Origin of the sequence: Agrobacterium radiobacter (assembly GCF_040801995.1) — a bacterium.
Taxonomy (GTDB): Bacteria; Pseudomonadota; Alphaproteobacteria; order Rhizobiales; family Rhizobiaceae; genus Agrobacterium; species Agrobacterium radiobacter.
Window position 1 is genome coordinate 591,457 of the sequence record NZ_JBEGHX010000002.1, and the last position, 16,087, is coordinate 607,543.

At 61.3% G+C, this 16,087-nt stretch carries 14 protein-coding genes; 8 read left to right on the top strand and 6 right to left on the bottom strand.

The window, feature by feature from the left end:
* The first annotated feature begins 3 nt into the window (after nt 1-3).
* On the top strand, nt 4-1,074 hold the full coding sequence (locus tag MRBLRC7O_RS16610) for an LLM class flavin-dependent oxidoreductase (RefSeq protein ID WP_020808990.1): 1,071 nt from the start codon (nt 4-6) through the stop codon (nt 1,072-1,074).
* A 60-nt stretch (nt 1,075-1,134) separates the two neighbouring features.
* Here MRBLRC7O_RS16610 and MRBLRC7O_RS16615 read toward each other — a convergent pair whose 3' ends face one another.
* From MRBLRC7O_RS16615 to MRBLRC7O_RS16625, 3 genes are all read right to left on the bottom strand, one after another.
* Nucleotides 1,135-2,313: an acyl-CoA dehydrogenase family protein gene (locus MRBLRC7O_RS16615; RefSeq protein ID WP_003506903.1), complete on the bottom strand. Its 1,179-nt coding sequence runs from the start codon at nt 2,311-2,313 to the stop codon at nt 1,135-1,137.
* Nucleotides 2,310-3,341, bottom strand: coding sequence for an ABC transporter substrate-binding protein (locus tag MRBLRC7O_RS16620; protein ID WP_031233451.1), 1,032 nt, complete (start codon nt 3,339-3,341; stop codon nt 2,310-2,312). The genes MRBLRC7O_RS16615 and MRBLRC7O_RS16620 overlap by 4 nt, the downstream gene beginning before the upstream one ends.
* Before the next feature lie 110 nt (nt 3,342-3,451).
* Nucleotides 3,452-5,059 (bottom strand): ABC transporter substrate-binding protein, encoded by a 1,608-nt coding sequence (locus tag MRBLRC7O_RS16625; protein ID WP_020808992.1) that lies wholly within the window; start codon nt 5,057-5,059, stop codon nt 3,452-3,454.
* 271 nt (nt 5,060-5,330) lie between these two features.
* Here MRBLRC7O_RS16625 and MRBLRC7O_RS16630 point away from each other — a divergent pair, with 271 nt between their 5' ends.
* The 7 genes from MRBLRC7O_RS16630 to MRBLRC7O_RS16660 all read left to right on the top strand — a co-directional run bounded on the left by MRBLRC7O_RS16630 (nt 5,331) and on the right by MRBLRC7O_RS16660 (nt 12,613).
* Nucleotides 5,331-6,320 (top strand): ABC transporter permease, encoded by a 990-nt coding sequence (locus MRBLRC7O_RS16630; RefSeq protein ID WP_367727498.1) that lies wholly within the window; start codon nt 5,331-5,333, stop codon nt 6,318-6,320.
* Nucleotides 6,317-7,312, top strand: coding sequence for an ABC transporter permease (locus MRBLRC7O_RS16635; protein ID WP_003506910.1), 996 nt, complete (start codon nt 6,317-6,319; stop codon nt 7,310-7,312). The genes MRBLRC7O_RS16630 and MRBLRC7O_RS16635 overlap by 4 nt, the downstream gene beginning before the upstream one ends.
* Complete coding sequence (locus tag MRBLRC7O_RS16640; protein WP_003506916.1) at nt 7,309-8,307, top strand: ABC transporter ATP-binding protein; 999 nt, start codon at nt 7,309-7,311, stop codon at nt 8,305-8,307. Before MRBLRC7O_RS16635 ends, MRBLRC7O_RS16640 begins: the two co-directional genes overlap by 4 nt.
* Complete coding sequence (locus MRBLRC7O_RS16645; RefSeq protein WP_080864821.1) at nt 8,285-9,220, top strand: ABC transporter ATP-binding protein; 936 nt, start codon at nt 8,285-8,287, stop codon at nt 9,218-9,220. Before MRBLRC7O_RS16640 ends, MRBLRC7O_RS16645 begins: the two co-directional genes overlap by 23 nt.
* An 18-nt stretch (nt 9,221-9,238) precedes the next feature.
* On the top strand, nt 9,239-10,294 hold the full coding sequence (locus tag MRBLRC7O_RS16650; protein ID WP_060724862.1) for an aldo/keto reductase: 1,056 nt from the start codon (nt 9,239-9,241) through the stop codon (nt 10,292-10,294).
* A gap of 71 nt (nt 10,295-10,365) precedes the next feature.
* The gene (locus MRBLRC7O_RS16655) at nt 10,366-11,604 is read left to right on the top strand and encodes an acyl-CoA dehydrogenase family protein (RefSeq protein WP_020813160.1); all 1,239 of its coding nucleotides are present in this window, start codon (nt 10,366-10,368) and stop codon (nt 11,602-11,604) included.
* Nucleotides 11,605-11,641: 37 nt separating this feature from the next.
* Nucleotides 11,642-12,613 (top strand): LysR substrate-binding domain-containing protein, encoded by a 972-nt coding sequence (locus tag MRBLRC7O_RS16660; RefSeq protein ID WP_020813159.1) that lies wholly within the window; start codon nt 11,642-11,644, stop codon nt 12,611-12,613.
* Between the two features lie 16 nt (nt 12,614-12,629).
* Here MRBLRC7O_RS16660 and MRBLRC7O_RS16665 read toward each other — a convergent pair whose 3' ends face one another.
* From MRBLRC7O_RS16665 to MRBLRC7O_RS16675, 3 genes are read right to left on the bottom strand one after another with little or no spacing between them, the layout of a single operon-like run.
* A complete protein-coding gene (locus tag MRBLRC7O_RS16665) occupies nt 12,630-13,982 on the bottom strand; it encodes an LLM class flavin-dependent oxidoreductase (RefSeq protein WP_020813158.1) in 1,353 nt (450 codons plus the stop codon).
* Between the two features lie 45 nt (nt 13,983-14,027).
* Entirely contained in the window at nt 14,028-15,623 is a 1,596-nt protein-coding gene (locus tag MRBLRC7O_RS16670; RefSeq protein WP_080864818.1) for an ABC transporter substrate-binding protein, read from the bottom strand.
* A 40-nt stretch (nt 15,624-15,663) separates the two neighbouring features.
* Nucleotides 15,664-16,014 carry a DUF3088 domain-containing protein gene (locus MRBLRC7O_RS16675; RefSeq protein ID WP_080865082.1) on the bottom strand — a complete coding sequence of 117 codons (351 nt, stop codon included), beginning with the start codon at nt 16,012-16,014 and terminating at the stop codon, nt 15,664-15,666.
* Between the last annotated feature and the right edge of the window lie 73 nt (nt 16,015-16,087).

The following is a 16,087-nucleotide window of genomic DNA, read 5'->3' on the forward strand; positions in this document are numbered from 1 at the left end:
AATGTGAGCAGCACGAGCGAATTTCTCTGGTACATCCCCAATGACGTCAAACCCGGCCACCGGGGCGACGCCGTCAGCGAAAACCACAACAGTCTCGAGACATTGACGAGCCATGCCAGGGCGCTTGAAACCCATGGCTGGAAAGGCGCGCTGATCGGCACCGGCTGGGGACGTCCGGATACATTTACGGTGGCGGCGGCGCTTGCGGCGCGCACCACCACATTCGAGCCGCTGATCGCTATCCGTCCCGGCTACTGGAAGCCGGCCAACCTCGCATCGGCCGCTGCCACCCTCGATCAGCTTTCCGCCGGCCGGGTGCGGATCAACATCGTCTCCGGCAGGGATGAGCTTGCCGCCTATGGCGACGAAGAAGGTGATCAGGCGCAGCGTTATGCGCGCACGAAAGAATTCATGCGGCTGGTACGGCGGCTCTGGACCGAGGAAAACGTCACGTTTAATGGCGACCATTTCCGGGTGACGAACTCCACCGTCTCGCCACGTATCACCGCACGCGAAGGCCGACCGCATCCCAAACTCTATTTCGGCGGCGCTTCCGAAGCAGCCGAGCAGGTTGCCGCAACCGAGGCCGATGTGCAGCTTTTCTGGGGAGAACCGCTTGCCGGCGTGCGCGAACGGATCGAGCGGCTCAGGCACTTCAGTGAAAAGCTCGGCCGCGATCTGCCGCCGCTGCAATTCGGCCTGCGGATCACCACGCTGGTACGCGAAACCACGGCCAAGGCTTGGCAAGATGCGGAAGCGAAAGTTGCCGAGATGGCCGCAAACAGTGGCGTACGCTGGAACGACCACCTTCAGGCCGTAGCTGTCGGCCAGCGCCGTCTGCTGGATTTGCACCGTCAAAGCGACGTGCTGGACGACAATCTTTATACCGCGCCGGGCAAATTCGGCGGTGGCGGTGCGGGAACCACATGGCTTGTCGGTTCGGCGGAGGATGTCGCCGCGTCACTGCGTAAATACCGCGCGCTGGGCATCACCCATTTCGTGCTTTCCGACACGCCCTATCTCAAGGAAATCGAAAGGCAGGGCGACAGCTTGCTGCCGCTGCTGCGGGATTGATTGGCGTGGCTTGAACATGGGCGGCCCGCCCCAGACAAGGCCGCCCTGTTGCTTCATTGATCAGCCACCCGCCGCCTTGATGCTCTGACGGCCAAGAATCGTACGGATCATATGGCTCTGCGGCGCATGTGCCCTTGCCGTGATGGCATCGCGGTGATGGCGTTCAAGGTTGTAGTCCCGGCGCAGGCCGCGATTGCCGCCAAGCTCCAGCGCCAGATCCGTCACCGCCACCGCATTGTCGATCACCACATGGCGAACGGCGAGCGCATCGGTTCCCACCCTCTCGCCCGCATCGACGTCGCGGGCGACGGAGAGAAGGAGGCGCCGGTTCGCCGCCAGCAGCACCTCGATCTGACCGAGACCTTCCTGAATCCGAGGAATGGAGGACAGGGGTGCGCCAAGGCTTGCCGGAACATGGCCGTTCAGATGGCTCAACAGATCGTCCCGCGCCGAAAGCGCGACACCGTGGTAGACGGAAGCCAGCAGCACGAAGAAATTATAACCATCTGCCTCATCGCGCCGCAGCGGCTCATCCGCCGGCTGTTCGGCAACGACGTCGGCAAGCGGCACCTTCACCTCTTCCAGCACCAGATCATGGCTGGCGGTGGCGTACATGCCGGTCGCTTCCCACGCTTTTTCCTCGGCGATACCAGCCGCATCGAGCGGCACCAGAAGCTGGATGAGGCGCGGCGTCTCTTCCGTCGTCACGGCAAGCACGATCGCCCATTTCAGACCCGGCAGGCCGGTGACGAAGCTCTTGCGGCCATTGACCACCCAGACATCGCCCTCGATCCGCGCCGTCGTTTCCGGCAGGCCGCCATGGGCCGGCGAACCGACACCCGGCTCCGCCTGCGCATTGTTCAAAAGCGCCGGCTCCGTGCTATTGGCGGCCAGTACCTTTGCAGCAAGTGCTGCCGGCCACTTGCCACGCCGGATCGCGGCATGGACGCTGTAGTGCATGGCGAGAATGAGAGCGGTCGACGGATCGCCCTTGGCGATGGCCGTAATGACGGCATGGGCCGTTTCCATGCCCTCGCCCCAGCCGCCATCCTTTTCAGCCGTGACGAGACCAAGCAGGCCTGATTTGAAAAGCGCCTCGAAATTACCGGCGGCGAATTCGCCGCTCTTGTCGTGGTCCGCAGCCGTCAGGCCGAAATCCCCGGCCAGCACGGTTGCGATGGCAACGGGATCGGGCCGCTGCGCCGGCGTGTTCGCAACGGCGGAAAGTGCAACGCTCATGCCACCGCCCTTTCATTTGCCGTGACGAAACGATCGTCAATCCAGTCGCCAAGATCGAAGTCGTTTTCAAGGAAGCCCCATTGGTGCAGGAAGTCCTTGTAATGGCCGACGGCGCCAACAAGATCGGCATCGAGGCCGAGACCAAGATGACGGTGAACCTCAGCTCCGTTGGCAGCCAGAACCTGTTCCTCCGTCGCGCCGGCCTCGCGCGCGATGAAACGGCGCGTTTCTTCCGGATGTTGCTCCGCCCAGAGAGAGGCCCTGGCGATGGCGTCAACCAGCCGCTCCACCAGATCGGGGCGCTCATCGGCAAGCCGCCCGTCGACCGTCAGCACCCGGGGTGAACCGGAATTGATGCGTATCTTCGGATCGGCATGAAAACCGAACTCCACCACCTGCACGGCACCGATCAGGTTGGCGGCGGCAATGCCGGCCGTTCCCTTGACGAAAATCGCATCGACCTCGCCACGCAGCAGCGCGATGATTTCCTCGCCGAAGGATTGCCGGCGCTTCAGGCCGAACAGCGACGGCCCTTCCTGCGAGGCCAGCACCGAATCCTTGATGACAATATCCTTGAGCTCGACATCCTCGACCTTAAGCCCTTCCAGCGAAAGCGCCGAGACGATGCCCTTCAGCGCCGTCGCGCGCATGAAATCAACGATGCCTTCCGGCCGGCGCGGCACACCGAAACGGCGGCCGACGAGATCGGCAAGCGAACGGATACCGGTTTCCGGCAGGGTGATGATTGCCTGAAACTCGTCCGTCCAGGTAACCCCGATTAGACGCGTATTGCGCCCTTCCGAGCGGGCGCGGATGGGAGGTACATTGCCGCCGTGGCGGAACGACCATTCCAGCGTGTGGTTGAAATGGCTCTGGCGAACGGAACGGTCAGGCGAATCGATGATGGATTTCAGCGCTATGCCGACCTCCTCGAAGGTCTGCGAAAGATAACCGAGCTGTGCCGCCAGCCCTACTGGGGTGGGCACCGGGCAGCGTGTGTACCAGATTTCAGAAAGTGTCGTGCTCATGGCTTTGGCCTCAATGAAAACGATGGCACCGGAAAGCGATGCTGCGGCGCCTGTCGACTGAAGGGACATCCCGGCCCGCCCCAAAGGGCGAGCCGGGTTTGGCGAGACGATCAGGATGCAGCGATATGCGCGAAAGCGAGGCTTCCCGCCACGCCTTCTGCGCCGATGGTGTGATCGGAAATGCGCTTGTTGAAGATGGTAATCTCAGGTGCCGCGACGATGTCGATGGCCGGCACGTCTTCAACCAGGATCTGCTGGATTTCCTTCCATTGCGCGACGCGCTTGTCCGGATCAATCTCGATGGCGGCGGCTTCGAGAAGCGCATCCACCTTGGGATTGCTGTAAGCCGCGCCATTGGAGAAGGGCACGCCCTTCTTGAAGTTCTTGGACCAGTAAAGCCGCTGCACGCCGACGGTCGGATCGAAGAGATTGCTCATGCCCTCATAGGCAAAATCGAAATCGCGATCCGTGTAGATGCGCTTGGTATAGGTGGCGAAATCCTGCGTCCGCACCGTCACATCCACGCCGACCTTCGCCAGCGCCTGGCGAATATAGTCCGCGCCACGCGGATAGGCCTCGGTGCTCGGCACATAGTCCAGATTGAGCTTGAAACGGATGCCATCCGCGCCGCGCTTGTATCCGGCCTCATCCAGCAGCGCTTCCGCCGCCTTCAGATCGATCGGATAGGTCTTCAGATCATCCACGAACCATTTCGTCAGCTTCGGATTGATCGGGCCGGTGATCGTCGCGCCATAACCGTAATTGACCGTGTTGAAGATGACGTTGCGGTCAATCACATGCGCGAAGGCGCGGCGAACGCGCACGTCCTTGAACACGTCCTTTTCGAGGTTGAATTCCACGCGGCTGATCGAGTTGGTATATTGATAGCCGTTGGTCTCGAAGCCGAGGCTCGGCAGTTCCTTCAGCCGGTCGAGATCGCTATAGGCGACCGGCGTGCTGGGGGCGAGATCGATCTCGCCGGTTTCGATGGCAATTGCGCGGGCAGAAGCGTCAGGAATGAAGCGGACGATGAGCTTGTCGAGATAGGGACGCGGCGCATCCCAATAATCGGCATTGCGCTCGAAAACGATATGGCTGCCGCGCACCCACTCCTTGAACTTGAAAGGGCCGGTGCCCACAGGCGCGAGATTGACCGGGTTTTCGGTAACCTTCGTACCCTCATAAAGATGTTTCGGCACGATTGGCGTTTCGGCCGCCGCGAGCGCCGTTATGAGGTACGGCGCGGGTTTGGAAAGAACCAGAACCGCCGTCAGCTCGTCCGGCGTCTCGACAGCAGTGAGATTCAGGAATGTATTGCGGCCGCGCGGATGCACTTCCTTGATGGTGTTTATGGAGAATGCCACATCGGCGGAAGTGAAGGGCTTGCCGTCATGCCATTTCACGCCGGGCCTCAGCTTGAAGGTATAACGAAGACCATCTGCGCTCACGTCCCATGATTTGGCCAGCAGCGGTTTGGGATTGAGATCGAAACCATAGGTCAGCAGCCCTTCGGTGACCTTGGGCGATATATAGACGGAATTATAGGCCGTGTGCGCGATCGTCGTCAGTACCGGCGGCTCTGACGAGATCAGCAGCGTGGCCGTGCCGCCACGGGCCGGCTCTGCAGCCTCTAGCTTCAGCCCCGGCAATGACACCACGCCAAGCGCCACCGACGCCAGCAGAAATCCACGCCGCGTCGTCTGGTTGAAAACAGTCATGCGATACCCTCTCCTTGATTGAACCGGCGAAAAACCGACAAAACTCAACAGTTGCGCTTAGGAAGAAGTTTGTTCCGCAGACGAGAGCGAGCTTGGCATGAAGAACCAGTCATTCTCATAAATAGGAATTATCTTTTCTTTATTGCACCTATTTTCGTAAATTTCAGAAAATAATTCTATTACTCTTTGACAAATTCCATAAAATTAGTCAACTAATACCAACACCCCAGCGGGGCCGATTTCCTGATTTCACGCTTACGGACTGGAGCCGATGTCGAATTCGAAAAGGATTTTATCGCAGGCGAGGCGGGTGGCCATTCAGGCCATTCCGACGGTTCTCGGTATCGTCATCCTGAACTTTTTCCTGCTGCAGCTGGCGCCGGGCGATGCCGCCGATGTGCTGGCCGCGGAAGCGGGTTCGGCGACGGTCGAGACCATGGCGGAAATCCGCAATCGTTTCGGACTGGACCTGCCGGTTCTGCACCAGCTGATGAATTATCTCGGCAATCTCGCGCAGTTCAGCCTCGGCTTTTCGCCCCGTTACGGTATGCCGGTTGCTGATCTCATCGGCCAGCGACTGCCCGGCACGCTTGCGTTGATGGGAGCAGCGCTTGGCATAGCAATTTTCGTTGGCGTGTTCCTCGGCTCCATCATGGCGCTGTTTTCCGGCAAGCTGCCGGACCGGATCATTTCCATCGGCTCGCTGATCTTTTATTCCGTGCCGGGCTTCTGGATCGGCCTGATGCTGATCCTGACCTTTTCGGTGAAGCTCGGCTGGCTTCCCTCGGGCGGCGACAGCACCATCGGCAGCAGCCTCACCGGCTTTTCCGCCCTGCTGGACCGGTTACGTTACATCGTTCTTCCCGCCCTTTCGCTGGCGCTTTATTTTCTGGCGATCTATGCCCGCCTCACCCGCGCGGCGATGCTGGAAGTGAAGTCGCAGGATTATGTGCGCACGGCCCGCGCCAAGGGCGTTTCGCCGACCAGGCTCACCACACGCCATATCCTGCGCAACGCGCTCATCCCCATCACCACCATGGCCGGCATGCACATTGGCGGCCTGCTCGGCGGCGCTGTCGTGGTTGAAACCGTCTTCAGCTGGCCCGGCCTTGGCCGTCTAGCTTTCGAAGCCGTCATGGCGCGCGATTTCAGCGTGCTGCTCGGCATTCTGCTCCTCTCTTCCCTCGTCGTCATCATCGTCAATGCGGCCGTGGACCTGTTGCAGGCATGGCTTGACCCCCGCATCGGAGAAAGCCGATGAATTCCTCCCATACGTCAGCGGTTCTCGACACGGCCGAACTCGGTACTGAAGAGACCAATCCCAAACCGAAAAAGCCGGAAGAAAAGGTCTGGCCCTATATCCACGCACCGGATGCGCTTTCGGCCCGCTCCGTCTCCGTGCCTCGGCGCGGCCTGCGGCGGGAACTGAAGATTTTCCTCACCAATCCCAACGCCATCGTCGGCCTGCTGTTTCTCGCCACCGTCATCATCACCGCACTGATCGCCCCCTTGATCTATCCCGGTGATCCCTTGGAAATGGTGGCCCGCCCGTTCCTCTGGCCCGGCCAGAATGCCGCCTATCCGCTCGGCACCGATTCCATGGGCCGGGATGTTCTGGCCGGGATCGTGCATGGCGCGCGTATCTCGCTCACCGTCGGCGTCGTGGCGACGCTGATCGGGCTCACCATCGGCATCGCCGTCGGCGCCTTCGCCGGTTATTTCGGTGGCGTCATCGACGATATTCTCGTGAAGCTGATCGAAATCTTCCAGACCCTGCCGAACTTCGTGCTGCTCGTCGTGCTCGTCGCCATCGCCCAGCCCTCCGTCACCACGGTCACATCGGCTATCGGCATCATCACATGGCCGCTGGTGGCACGCCTTACCCGCGCGGAATTCCGCGCCATCCGCGAAAAGGACTATGTGCTCGCCGCCCGCAGCCTCGGTTACGGCCATGCGCGGATCGTCTTTCAGGAAATCCTGCCCAACGCGCTGCCGCCTATTATCGTCACTTCCTCCGTCATGGTGGCGGGTGCAATCCTCATGGAAGCAGCCCTTTCCTTCATGGGGCTTGGCGATCCCAACCGCGTCTCCTGGGGATCGATGATCGGGTCCGGCCGCGATGTCATCCGCACCGCCTGGTACCTGACCGCCCTTCCCGGCCTTGCCATCGTCTTCACCGTCATTTCGCTGAACCTCATCAGCGACGGTCTCAACGATGCGCTCAACCCCCGCTTTTCGGAGGAACGCCGATGAGCAAACTGATTGAAGTCCATGATCTGTCCGTCAGCTTCGGCTCGGCCCAGCCTGTCAAAGGCGTCAGTTTCGATGTCAGCCCGGGCGAGATGCTGGCAATCGTCGGCGAAAGCGGCTCCGGTAAATCCCTGACAGCGCTCGGCCTGATCGGCCTCCTGCCATCACACGCCAAGACCGGCGGGCGGGTTCTGCTCGAAGGCCGCGAGCTGCTACCGCTTTCCGAGCGGCAATGGCGCGGCATTCGCGGCCGCGATATCGGCATGATCTTTCAGGAGCCGATGACCTCACTGAACCCGGTTTTGACGGTCGGCGAGCAGATCATCGAGGTACTGCGCATCCACGAAAAGATCGACCGGCACCAAGCGCGCAAACGCGCAATCGAGCTTCTGGAACTGGTCAATATTCCCGACGCCCGCCGCCGTGTGGATGATTATCCGCATCAGCTTTCCGGCGGCATGCGCCAGCGTGTCATGATCGCCATCGGCGTCGCCTGCAATCCGAAACTGCTGATCGCCGACGAGGCAACGACGGCGCTCGACGTGACGATACAGGCGCAAATCCTGCAACTGCTCGACAATCTCCGCCGCGATCTCAACATGGCCGTCATTCTCATCACCCACGATCTCGGCATCGTGGCGCAATGGGCGGACCGGGTGATGGTCATGTATGCCGGCCGCAAGGTGGAAGAGGGATTGCCGGAACCGGTTTTCTCCAATCCCTACCATCCCTATACGCGCGGCCTGCTTGCCGCCTCGCCGCGCGCGGAAGACGGCCAGCATTATCGCGATGGGCCGCTCATTGAAATTCCAGGCTCCATCGTTTCCGCCACGGGGGAACGCGGCTGCGCCTTCCGACCGCGCTGTCCGAGCGCCCGCGGCTTTTGCGGGCAATTCGTACCGCCGCTGAGGCAGGTTTCGGAAGGCCGTTACGCTGCCTGCCCCTTCGTTGCTCCCACATCCCAGGAGGTACCCGATGGCGCTCTTGTCAGTGCATAGCCTGTCCACCCACTATTCGGGAGGGCGCGGCACCGTGCGCGCCGTCGATGACGTCTCGCTCGATATCGAGGCTGGCGAAACCGTCGCGCTGGTGGGCGAATCCGGCTGCGGCAAGTCTTCGCTCGGCAAGTCGCTGATGCGTCTGGTTGAGCCATCTTCCGGCCGGATCACCTTCAAGGGCGCCGACGTCACGGCAATGACATCGTCCGAACTGCGCGGCATCCGCCGCCGCATCCAGATGATCTTTCAGGACCCCTTCGCCTCGCTCAACCCGCGCCAGACCGTGCGCACCATTCTGACCGGGCCGCTGAAGGTGCACGGTATCGGAGACCGGGCGCGCCAGCGGGAAATCGTCGAAGCCATCGTCACGCAGGTCGGTCTGCCGGCGGATTCGCTCGACCGGTATCCGCATGAATTTTCCGGCGGCCAGCGCCAGCGCATCGGCATTGCCCGCGCGCTGGTTCTGGAACCGGAACTGGTGGTCTGCGACGAGCCGGTTTCAGCGCTCGATCTGTCGATACAGGCGCAGATTCTCAACCTTCTGGTGGAGATGAAGAAGCGGCTTTCGCTCTCCTATCTCTTCGTTTCCCACGATCTGTCCGTGGTGCGTTATTTCTCCGACCGCGTGCTGGTCATGTATCTTGGCAAGATCGTGGAAAGCGCACCGACATCGGAACTCTGGGCCTCACCCAAACACCCCTATACCCGCGCGCTTCTCGCAGCCGTTCCCGATCCCGCGCGCCGCAAGCAGGCAGCCCCCATTTCCGGCGATCTGCCGAGCCCGCACGATCCGCCATCCGGCTGCCGGTTTCACACCCGCTGCCCGCTCGCCACCGATCTCTGTCGCGAAAAAGCGCCGGATTACACCCTTTTCGGCAAGAACCACGCCGTGGCCTGCCACCATACCCAATAAACTGAAGGAGCAACCATAATGGTCGACTATCGCTATCTCGGACGCAGCGCGCTGAAAGTGTCACCGCTGAGCCTCGGCACGATGATGTTCGGAGGCCCGACGCCGGATGACGTGGCCTTCCGCATCATCGACAAGGCGCGCGAGCAGGGCATCAATTTCATCGACACAGCTGATGTCTATCACGACGGCAAGTCGGAAGAAGTCGTCGGCCGCGGCATCAAGGCCAATCGCGATCACTGGGTTCTGGCAACGAAATTCGTCAATTCCCACACCAAGGGCCCCAACCTCGGTGGGCATTCCCGGAAGTGGGTGATCGAGACCGTCGAGAATTCGCTGCGCCGTCTCAACACCGACTATATCGATATCCTCTATTTCCACCGCGCCGTCTTCGATGCGCCGCTGGAAGAGCCGGTGCGCGCCATCGCCGATCTCATCCATGCAGGCAAGCTGCGTTACTTCGGCGTGTCGAATTTCCGCGGCTGGCGTATCGCTGAAATTTCGCATCTGGCCGACCAGCTCGGCATCGACCGGCCCGTTGCCAGCCAGCCGCTCTACAATATCGTCAACCGCACGGCGGAAGCCGAACAGCTGCCGGCCGCCAACCATTATGGCCTTGGCGTGGTGTCCTATTCACCGCTCGCACGCGGCGTGCTGACAGGCAAATATCAGCCGGGCGAACAGCCGGGCGCCGATACCCGCGTCGGCCGTGGCGACAAGCGTGTTCTGGAAACGGAATGGCGTCCGGAATCGGTCGAAATCGCCCAGAAGGTCGCGGCCCATGCCGCATCGAAGGGCGTTTCGGCGGCGGATTTTGCGCTCGCCTGGGTGCTGAACAACAAGTTCGTCACCGCCGCGATCACCGGCCCGCGCACCGAGGAGCATTGGGACGGTTACGTCCGTGCGCTCGATGTGAAGATCGATGCGGAAGATGAGGCGCTTATCGATAGCCTCGTCACGACAGGCCATCCCTCGACGCCGGGCTTCAACGATCCGAGCCACCCCGTCGAAGGCCGCGTGCCGCGCAATCTCGAACCGGCACACCGCCCGGCGCTCAAGCCGCGCGCGGTCGCCTGATCGTCCAGAAGTACAAATGCCTGCGGCGCGACCGCGCCGCAGGCCTTCACATCCGCTCAGGGAAAACCGCAATGTCCAATCCGAAACTGCAGACAACCACCACCGACAATGCCGGCGTGCCGAGCCGGGACGAGATTCTGGCCCGGGCAAAGGACATTGCGGCTATTGCGGCAAAGGATGCCGCCCGTCGCGAACGCCAGCGGGAACTTCCCTTCGACATCTTCGCCCTTATCAAGGAGGCGAAGATCGGCACGCTGCGCGTTCCCGAAGCCAAGGGCGGCCCGGGCGGCTCGATTTCGGACTACATCGAGGTGCTGATGATCCTTGGCGAAGCCGACAGCAATATTCCGCACGCACTTCGCAGCCATTTCAATTTCACCGAGAACCTCGCTCTCTCCCCCATCGAACTGGAGGACCGGCGGCATCTCGAACATGTCCTCGCCGGCAACCTCTTCGCGGGCGCCAGCACCGAACAGGGCACCAAGCGCCCCGGCGAAATCACCACGCGTCTCAGCGCCGATGGTGAGCGTTATCGCCTTAACGGCCGCAAATGGTATGCGACCGGCACGGCCTTTGCCGATTTCGGCACCTTCAGCGCCATCGGTGACGACGGCCAGCCGATCGGCGTGCTCATTCCGCTCGATCGCGCCGGCATCACCATTCTCGACGACTGGGACAGCATGGGCCAGCGCATGACGGCAAGCGGCGGCGTCCTGCTGAAAAATGTCGAAGTGCTGCCGCATGAGCTGACGACCCGCAAGCTCGGCAGCCAGATCGGCCGCCACAGCTCGGCCATGCGGCAGCTGCACCTTGCCGCCTCCGCCGCCGGCGCCGTTCAGGGCGCGCTCAAGGACGGCGTCGATTATGTCTTGCGGCAGGCGCGCACCACGCTCCACAGCAGCGCGGAAACAGCCAATCAGGATCCCTTCGTGCAGAAGATGCTCGGGGAAATCAGCGCCGGCGCTTTCGCCGTCAAGACCCTGATACGTGAAGCGGCCAGAACGCTCGACCGCAGCGCCATCGCGTTTGCCACCGGCGACGAAGAGGCCATAGAGGCAGCCCTGCTGGAAGGCTCGCTCGCCACCGCCCGCACCCAGATCATCGCCTCGCAGCTTTCGCTGACGGTCGCCACCAATCTCTACGAACTTGGCGGCGGCTCGGCGACGTCAAGCGATCGGAATTTCGATCGCCACTGGCGCAACATCCGCACCGTCTACAACCACAACCCGCTTGCCCACAAGGCGCGTGTCATCGGTGATTATTACCTCAACGGCACCACGACGCACCTTAGGGAAGGCCGGGTATTCTGACCATGCCGGAGGTCCAGGCGGCAAAGGAGAAACAGCAATGAGAACGGAGTTTGTCGCTCCCGCCGGGAGCCGGACGGCTTTTCGCCTGCCGACACTTTCCCGGCTGCCGCCGCTGACGGCCTTGCGCGCCTTTGTCGTGGCCGCCCGCCACGCCAGCTTCTCGCGGGCGGCGGAGGAACTGCATGTATCAACCGCTGCCATCGGCCAGCAGGTCCGCATTCTCGAAACCCATCTCGGCCAGCCGCTTTTCAGCCGCCAGCGCGGAGAGTTGCTGCTGACCGATGCCGGCAGCGCACTTTATCCCGGCCTTGCGGATGCCTTCGAGACCATGATCGGCAGCCTTTCCGACCTGATGGTTTCGAACGCCAGACCGCAGCTGAAGGTTCTGGCCGAGGGCTGCTTTGCCGCCCGCTGGCTGGCACCGCGGCTGGGAAGTATCGTTCCGGCGCTGGGAGACGTCGAGCTTTCCATCGAATCCCTTGATGGTGAAACCATCGACCTCACCCATTTCGACGCCGATTGCGCGATCGTCGCTACTTCTGCGCAAATTCCGGGTTTCATCCATGAGCCACTTTTCACCGACACGGTCAGCGCCGTCTGTGCTCCGGACTTCGCAGCCCGCCATGGGCTTGCAGGCGAACCGGAGCGATTGCGGGATCTCGGCTTTGCGATGCTGCGCGGCAATGGTCTGGACCCGGCATTCGAATGGGCAAACTGGCTTCGCGCCTGCCGCATTCCACTCCGGATTTCGGCGACGGGTCCCCGTTTTTCACGCCAGACCGCACTGATAGAAGCGATCTCATCCGGCCACGGCATCGGTCTTGTGCGTCACTCGCTGATTTCCGAAGACCTGAAAACCGGGCGCCTGATCGCCCCCTTCGGCGCGCCGCAGCCGACCGCCAGCCGTTATCACCTGTTGACCAGTCCTGACAGGCGGCGGCTGCCGGAGGTTGCATCTCTACTCGCTTTGTTGCGCGAGGATATGCGCTCTCTTGAGGCCGCCGCCTGAACACGCCCGTCCCACCTCAGGCGCGTTCCCTTTGCAACTCTCTGGCCGCGTAAATGTTCTCCGGTCGGGGCAGACCATAGTGGTCACGCAGCGTATCACCCTCATATTCCTCGCGGAACAGACCACGCCGTTTCAGGATCGGAACCACCTCGTCCACGAAGATATCGAACCCGCCGTTCAGCCAGGGCGGCATGATGTTGAAGCCGTCGGCCGCGCCCTCACGGAACCAGGTTTCTATCCAATCCGCCACCTGTTCCGGCGTTCCGGAAATCACCTTGTGCCCGCGCCCGCCGGCAAGCCGGTGCAGCAATTGCCGGATCGTCGGGTTCTCCCTGTCGATGACGTCGAGAACCAGTTGATGGCGGCTGCTATCCGCCTGCGCCCGCGTCGACTCGACTGCCTCTTTCGGCAAAGGCTTGTCGAGATCGGCGGATGAGAGATCGATGCCGGTGATGCGCTGCAATTGCTTGAGCGAAAAGGCCGGCTGGATGAGATCGTTGAACGAAGCCTCCAGCTTGCGCGCCTCCTCTTCCGTGGAGGCGATGAAGGGGCTGATGCCCGGCAGGATTTTCACATGGGCGGGGTTGCGCCCGGTGGCTGCAACCCGCCGCTTGATATCGGAGTAAAAAGACCGCGCACTCTCCAGAGTCTGATGCGCGGTAAAGATCGCTTCGGCATAATGGGCGGCAAAGCCGCGCCCTTCCTCCGAAGAGCCGGCCTGCACGTAAACCGGCCGTCCCTGCGGTGAACGGGGCACGTTCAGCGCGCCGCGCACCCGGTAAAATTCGCCGTCGTGATTGGCGGGATGGATGCGGTCGGTCTCGGCAAACAGACCGCTCTCCTTGTCTGCGACGATGGCGTCATCTTCCCAGCTATCCCAGAGCTTCGTCACCACGTCGACAAATTCAATGGCCTGACGGTATCGATCGGCATGCGGCGGGTGCTTCTGGAGGTTAAAGTTGCCGGCCGCAGCATCGGCCGAAGTCGTCACGATGTTCCAGCCCACGCGGCCGCCGCTGATATGATCGACCGAAGCGAACAGCCGGGCGAGATTATACGGCTCATAATAGGTAGTGGACGCCGTGGCGATGAAGCCGATTTTTTCCGTGACGGCGGCGAGAGCCGAAAGCATGGTGATAGGCTCCAGCCGGTGGCGGGCGGCATAGCGGATATTGGCGTCCAGCACCGGCGCATCGGCAAAGAAGATGGCGTCCAGCTTTGCTGCCTCGGCCTTGCGGGCAATATCCTGATAGAGCTTTATGTCGGTGACGCGGTGGGGCTCCGAGTCCGGATGCCGCCAGGCCGCCTCATGATGTCCGCCCGGATAGATGAACGCATTGAGAACCAGCTTTTCGGATTTTCTGCTCATGGAAATGACCTCTTCTTCGCTCTACGAACCGAAAGGTGAGGAGGCTCACGCCTCCTTCGTCACCCAGGCCTTGGCGAGATTGCCGCTCAGCCCCTCCGCCCCGGTCGCATAATCCTTGATGCGAACGCTGCCGACGACCGGCTGGATGGGTGAGACCAGATTGATGACGGGAAGATCCTTGGCGACAACGGCCTGAAATTCCTTGAAGAAGGCGGCGCGCTTCTCGATGTCAGGCTCCACCGCCGCCGCTTCCAGCAATCGGTCGACTTCCGGATTGGCGTAATGGCTGGCATTCGAGAACGGCAGGCCGATCTTGAAATTCTTGCTCCAGTAGACACGCTGCACGCCGGCCGTCGGATCGAAGGTATTGGAGAGGGATTCCACCGAAAGATCCCAGGCGCGGTCGGTATAAACGACCTTCACATAGGTGCCGAAATCGAACTTCTGGATATCCGCCTCGATGCCAATCTTCGACAGCGCCTGCGCGATGAAATCCGAATAGGTCTGCGGATTGAACGGGTTGGTGGTGACCCTGAGCTTGAAGCGCTTGCCGCCGTCCTTGCGCGGAAAGCCTGCCTCATCCAGCAATTTTTCCGCCAGCGCTATATCGAATTTGGCAAAACCGATATCGGAATTGTGGAACTTCGCAAGGCCGGGGCTGATCGGCGTCGGCGACGGCACGGCATAACCGTAAAGCACGGTATCGATGAGCGCCGGAACATCAATGGCATGGGCAATCGCCTGCCTGACCTTCAATTCCTTCAGATATTCGTTCTCAAGATTGATCACCAGCTGGTTCTGCTGGCCGGCATAGGCATAGATGCGGTCATCCACTTTCAGCGTCGGGATGGATTTCAACCGTTCCAGATCGGCAAGAGCGACCGGGTTGGGGCCAATGTCGCCTTCCCCGGTTTCCAGCGCCGCCGCGCGTGCGCCCGCATCATTGATGAGGCGGATGATGACGCGGTCGAGATAAGGGCGCGGCGTATCCCAGTAGTCGGCATTTTTCTCCAGCAGAATATGGCTGCCCGGCACCCATTCCTTCAGCACGAAGGGACCGCTACCGATGATCTGCGCCGGCTTCGGATTATCAGTCGGTTTGAAGGTCTCGAAGATGTGCTTCGGCACAACAGGTGATTCCGAGGAGGCGAGCGCCGTGATCAGACCCGGCGCCGGCTTGGAAAGTTTCACCTTCGCAACAAGCGGATCGGATGTATCGACGCTCTCGACATTTGCGAAAGTCGCCCGGCCACGCGGATGGGCCTCCTTCAGCCGCAGGATGGAAAATGCCACATCCGCCGATGTCACCGGTTTGCCATCATGGAATTTCGCCTTTGGCTGCAGGTGAAAGACATATTCCAGCCCGTCGGCCGAAACGCTCCATTCCCTGGCAAGGCTCGGCTTGGGCGAAAGCTCGTAGTTATAGGTCAGAAGCCCGTCATAGATCTTCGAGCCGATGAATTGCGGGCCGCCCGCGCTCGTATTGATGGCCACGAGCTGGGTCGGCTCGGGAAAATAAACGATCTTGAGCGTGCCGCCCGAAACCGGCTCTTCGGCGGCGGCAAAAGAACCGCCCGGAAGCGCCACGAATGCACCGGCGGCAAGTGCAATTTTATGAAACTGGCGTCGGGAAAAGGTCATGTCTGTCTCCGAAAAAATCCGATATGCGAGGTGCGGCAGCTTAATGCAGCTGCGGGAACCCGTGGCGCTCGGCGAGGATTTGCAAAATACGTTTGGTGTCCTGAATGAAGTGCGTGTCGCCCCTTGCGGTCGCGTCACCGGGTGCATCGCCAGCAAAGATGAGCAGCGGCAGCGACTGGTTTTCCTCCCCCACGGCGGCGATGACCGCCTCGCGCGGGCGCTGAAAACCGACTCGGTGAATATCGATGCCGGCGGCAAGATCCGGAAAGGCGGCAAGCAGGCCTTCGATCTGGTTACAATGCGGGCAGACGAAGCGGACACCGGGGTGCTTTGGGTCCTCAAAACCGGGGGCGATCAAAAAAAGCGTATCCTTGGCCATGGCATCCATCATTTGCGGGTGAGATTTCATGAACACAGTGCAGGCGGGAAAAGCAGAGGTCCAGAAAGCTATTCTTGCTTTGAAA

Excerpts from the sequence above, each read along its gene's own strand:
- MRBLRC7O_RS16615 (WP_003506903.1), bottom strand. The coding sequence starts at position 2,313 with ATGAGCGTTGCACTTTCCGCCGTTGCGAACACGCCGGCGCAGCGGCCC.
- MRBLRC7O_RS16620 (WP_031233451.1), bottom strand. The coding sequence starts at position 3,341 with ATGAGCACGACACTTTCTGAAATCTGGTACACACGCTGCCCGGTGCCC.
- MRBLRC7O_RS16625 (WP_020808992.1), bottom strand. The coding sequence starts at position 5,059 with ATGACTGTTTTCAACCAGACGACGCGGCGTGGATTTCTGCTGGCGTCG.
- MRBLRC7O_RS16630 (WP_367727498.1), top strand. The coding sequence starts at position 5,331 with ATGTCGAATTCGAAAAGGATTTTATCGCAGGCGAGGCGGGTGGCCATT.
- MRBLRC7O_RS16635 (WP_003506910.1), top strand. The coding sequence starts at position 6,317 with ATGAATTCCTCCCATACGTCAGCGGTTCTCGACACGGCCGAACTCGGT.
- MRBLRC7O_RS16640 (WP_003506916.1), top strand. The coding sequence starts at position 7,309 with ATGAGCAAACTGATTGAAGTCCATGATCTGTCCGTCAGCTTCGGCTCG.
- MRBLRC7O_RS16645 (WP_080864821.1), top strand. The coding sequence starts at position 8,285 with ATGGCGCTCTTGTCAGTGCATAGCCTGTCCACCCACTATTCGGGAGGG.
- MRBLRC7O_RS16650 (WP_060724862.1), top strand. The coding sequence starts at position 9,239 with ATGGTCGACTATCGCTATCTCGGACGCAGCGCGCTGAAAGTGTCACCG.
- MRBLRC7O_RS16655 (WP_020813160.1), top strand. The coding sequence starts at position 10,366 with ATGTCCAATCCGAAACTGCAGACAACCACCACCGACAATGCCGGCGTG.
- MRBLRC7O_RS16660 (WP_020813159.1), top strand. The coding sequence starts at position 11,642 with ATGAGAACGGAGTTTGTCGCTCCCGCCGGGAGCCGGACGGCTTTTCGC.
- MRBLRC7O_RS16665 (WP_020813158.1), bottom strand. The coding sequence starts at position 13,982 with ATGAGCAGAAAATCCGAAAAGCTGGTTCTCAATGCGTTCATCTATCCG.
- MRBLRC7O_RS16670 (WP_080864818.1), bottom strand. The coding sequence starts at position 15,623 with ATGACCTTTTCCCGACGCCAGTTTCATAAAATTGCACTTGCCGCCGGT.
- MRBLRC7O_RS16675 (WP_080865082.1), bottom strand. The coding sequence starts at position 16,014 with ATGATGGATGCCATGGCCAAGGATACGCTTTTTTTGATCGCCCCCGGT.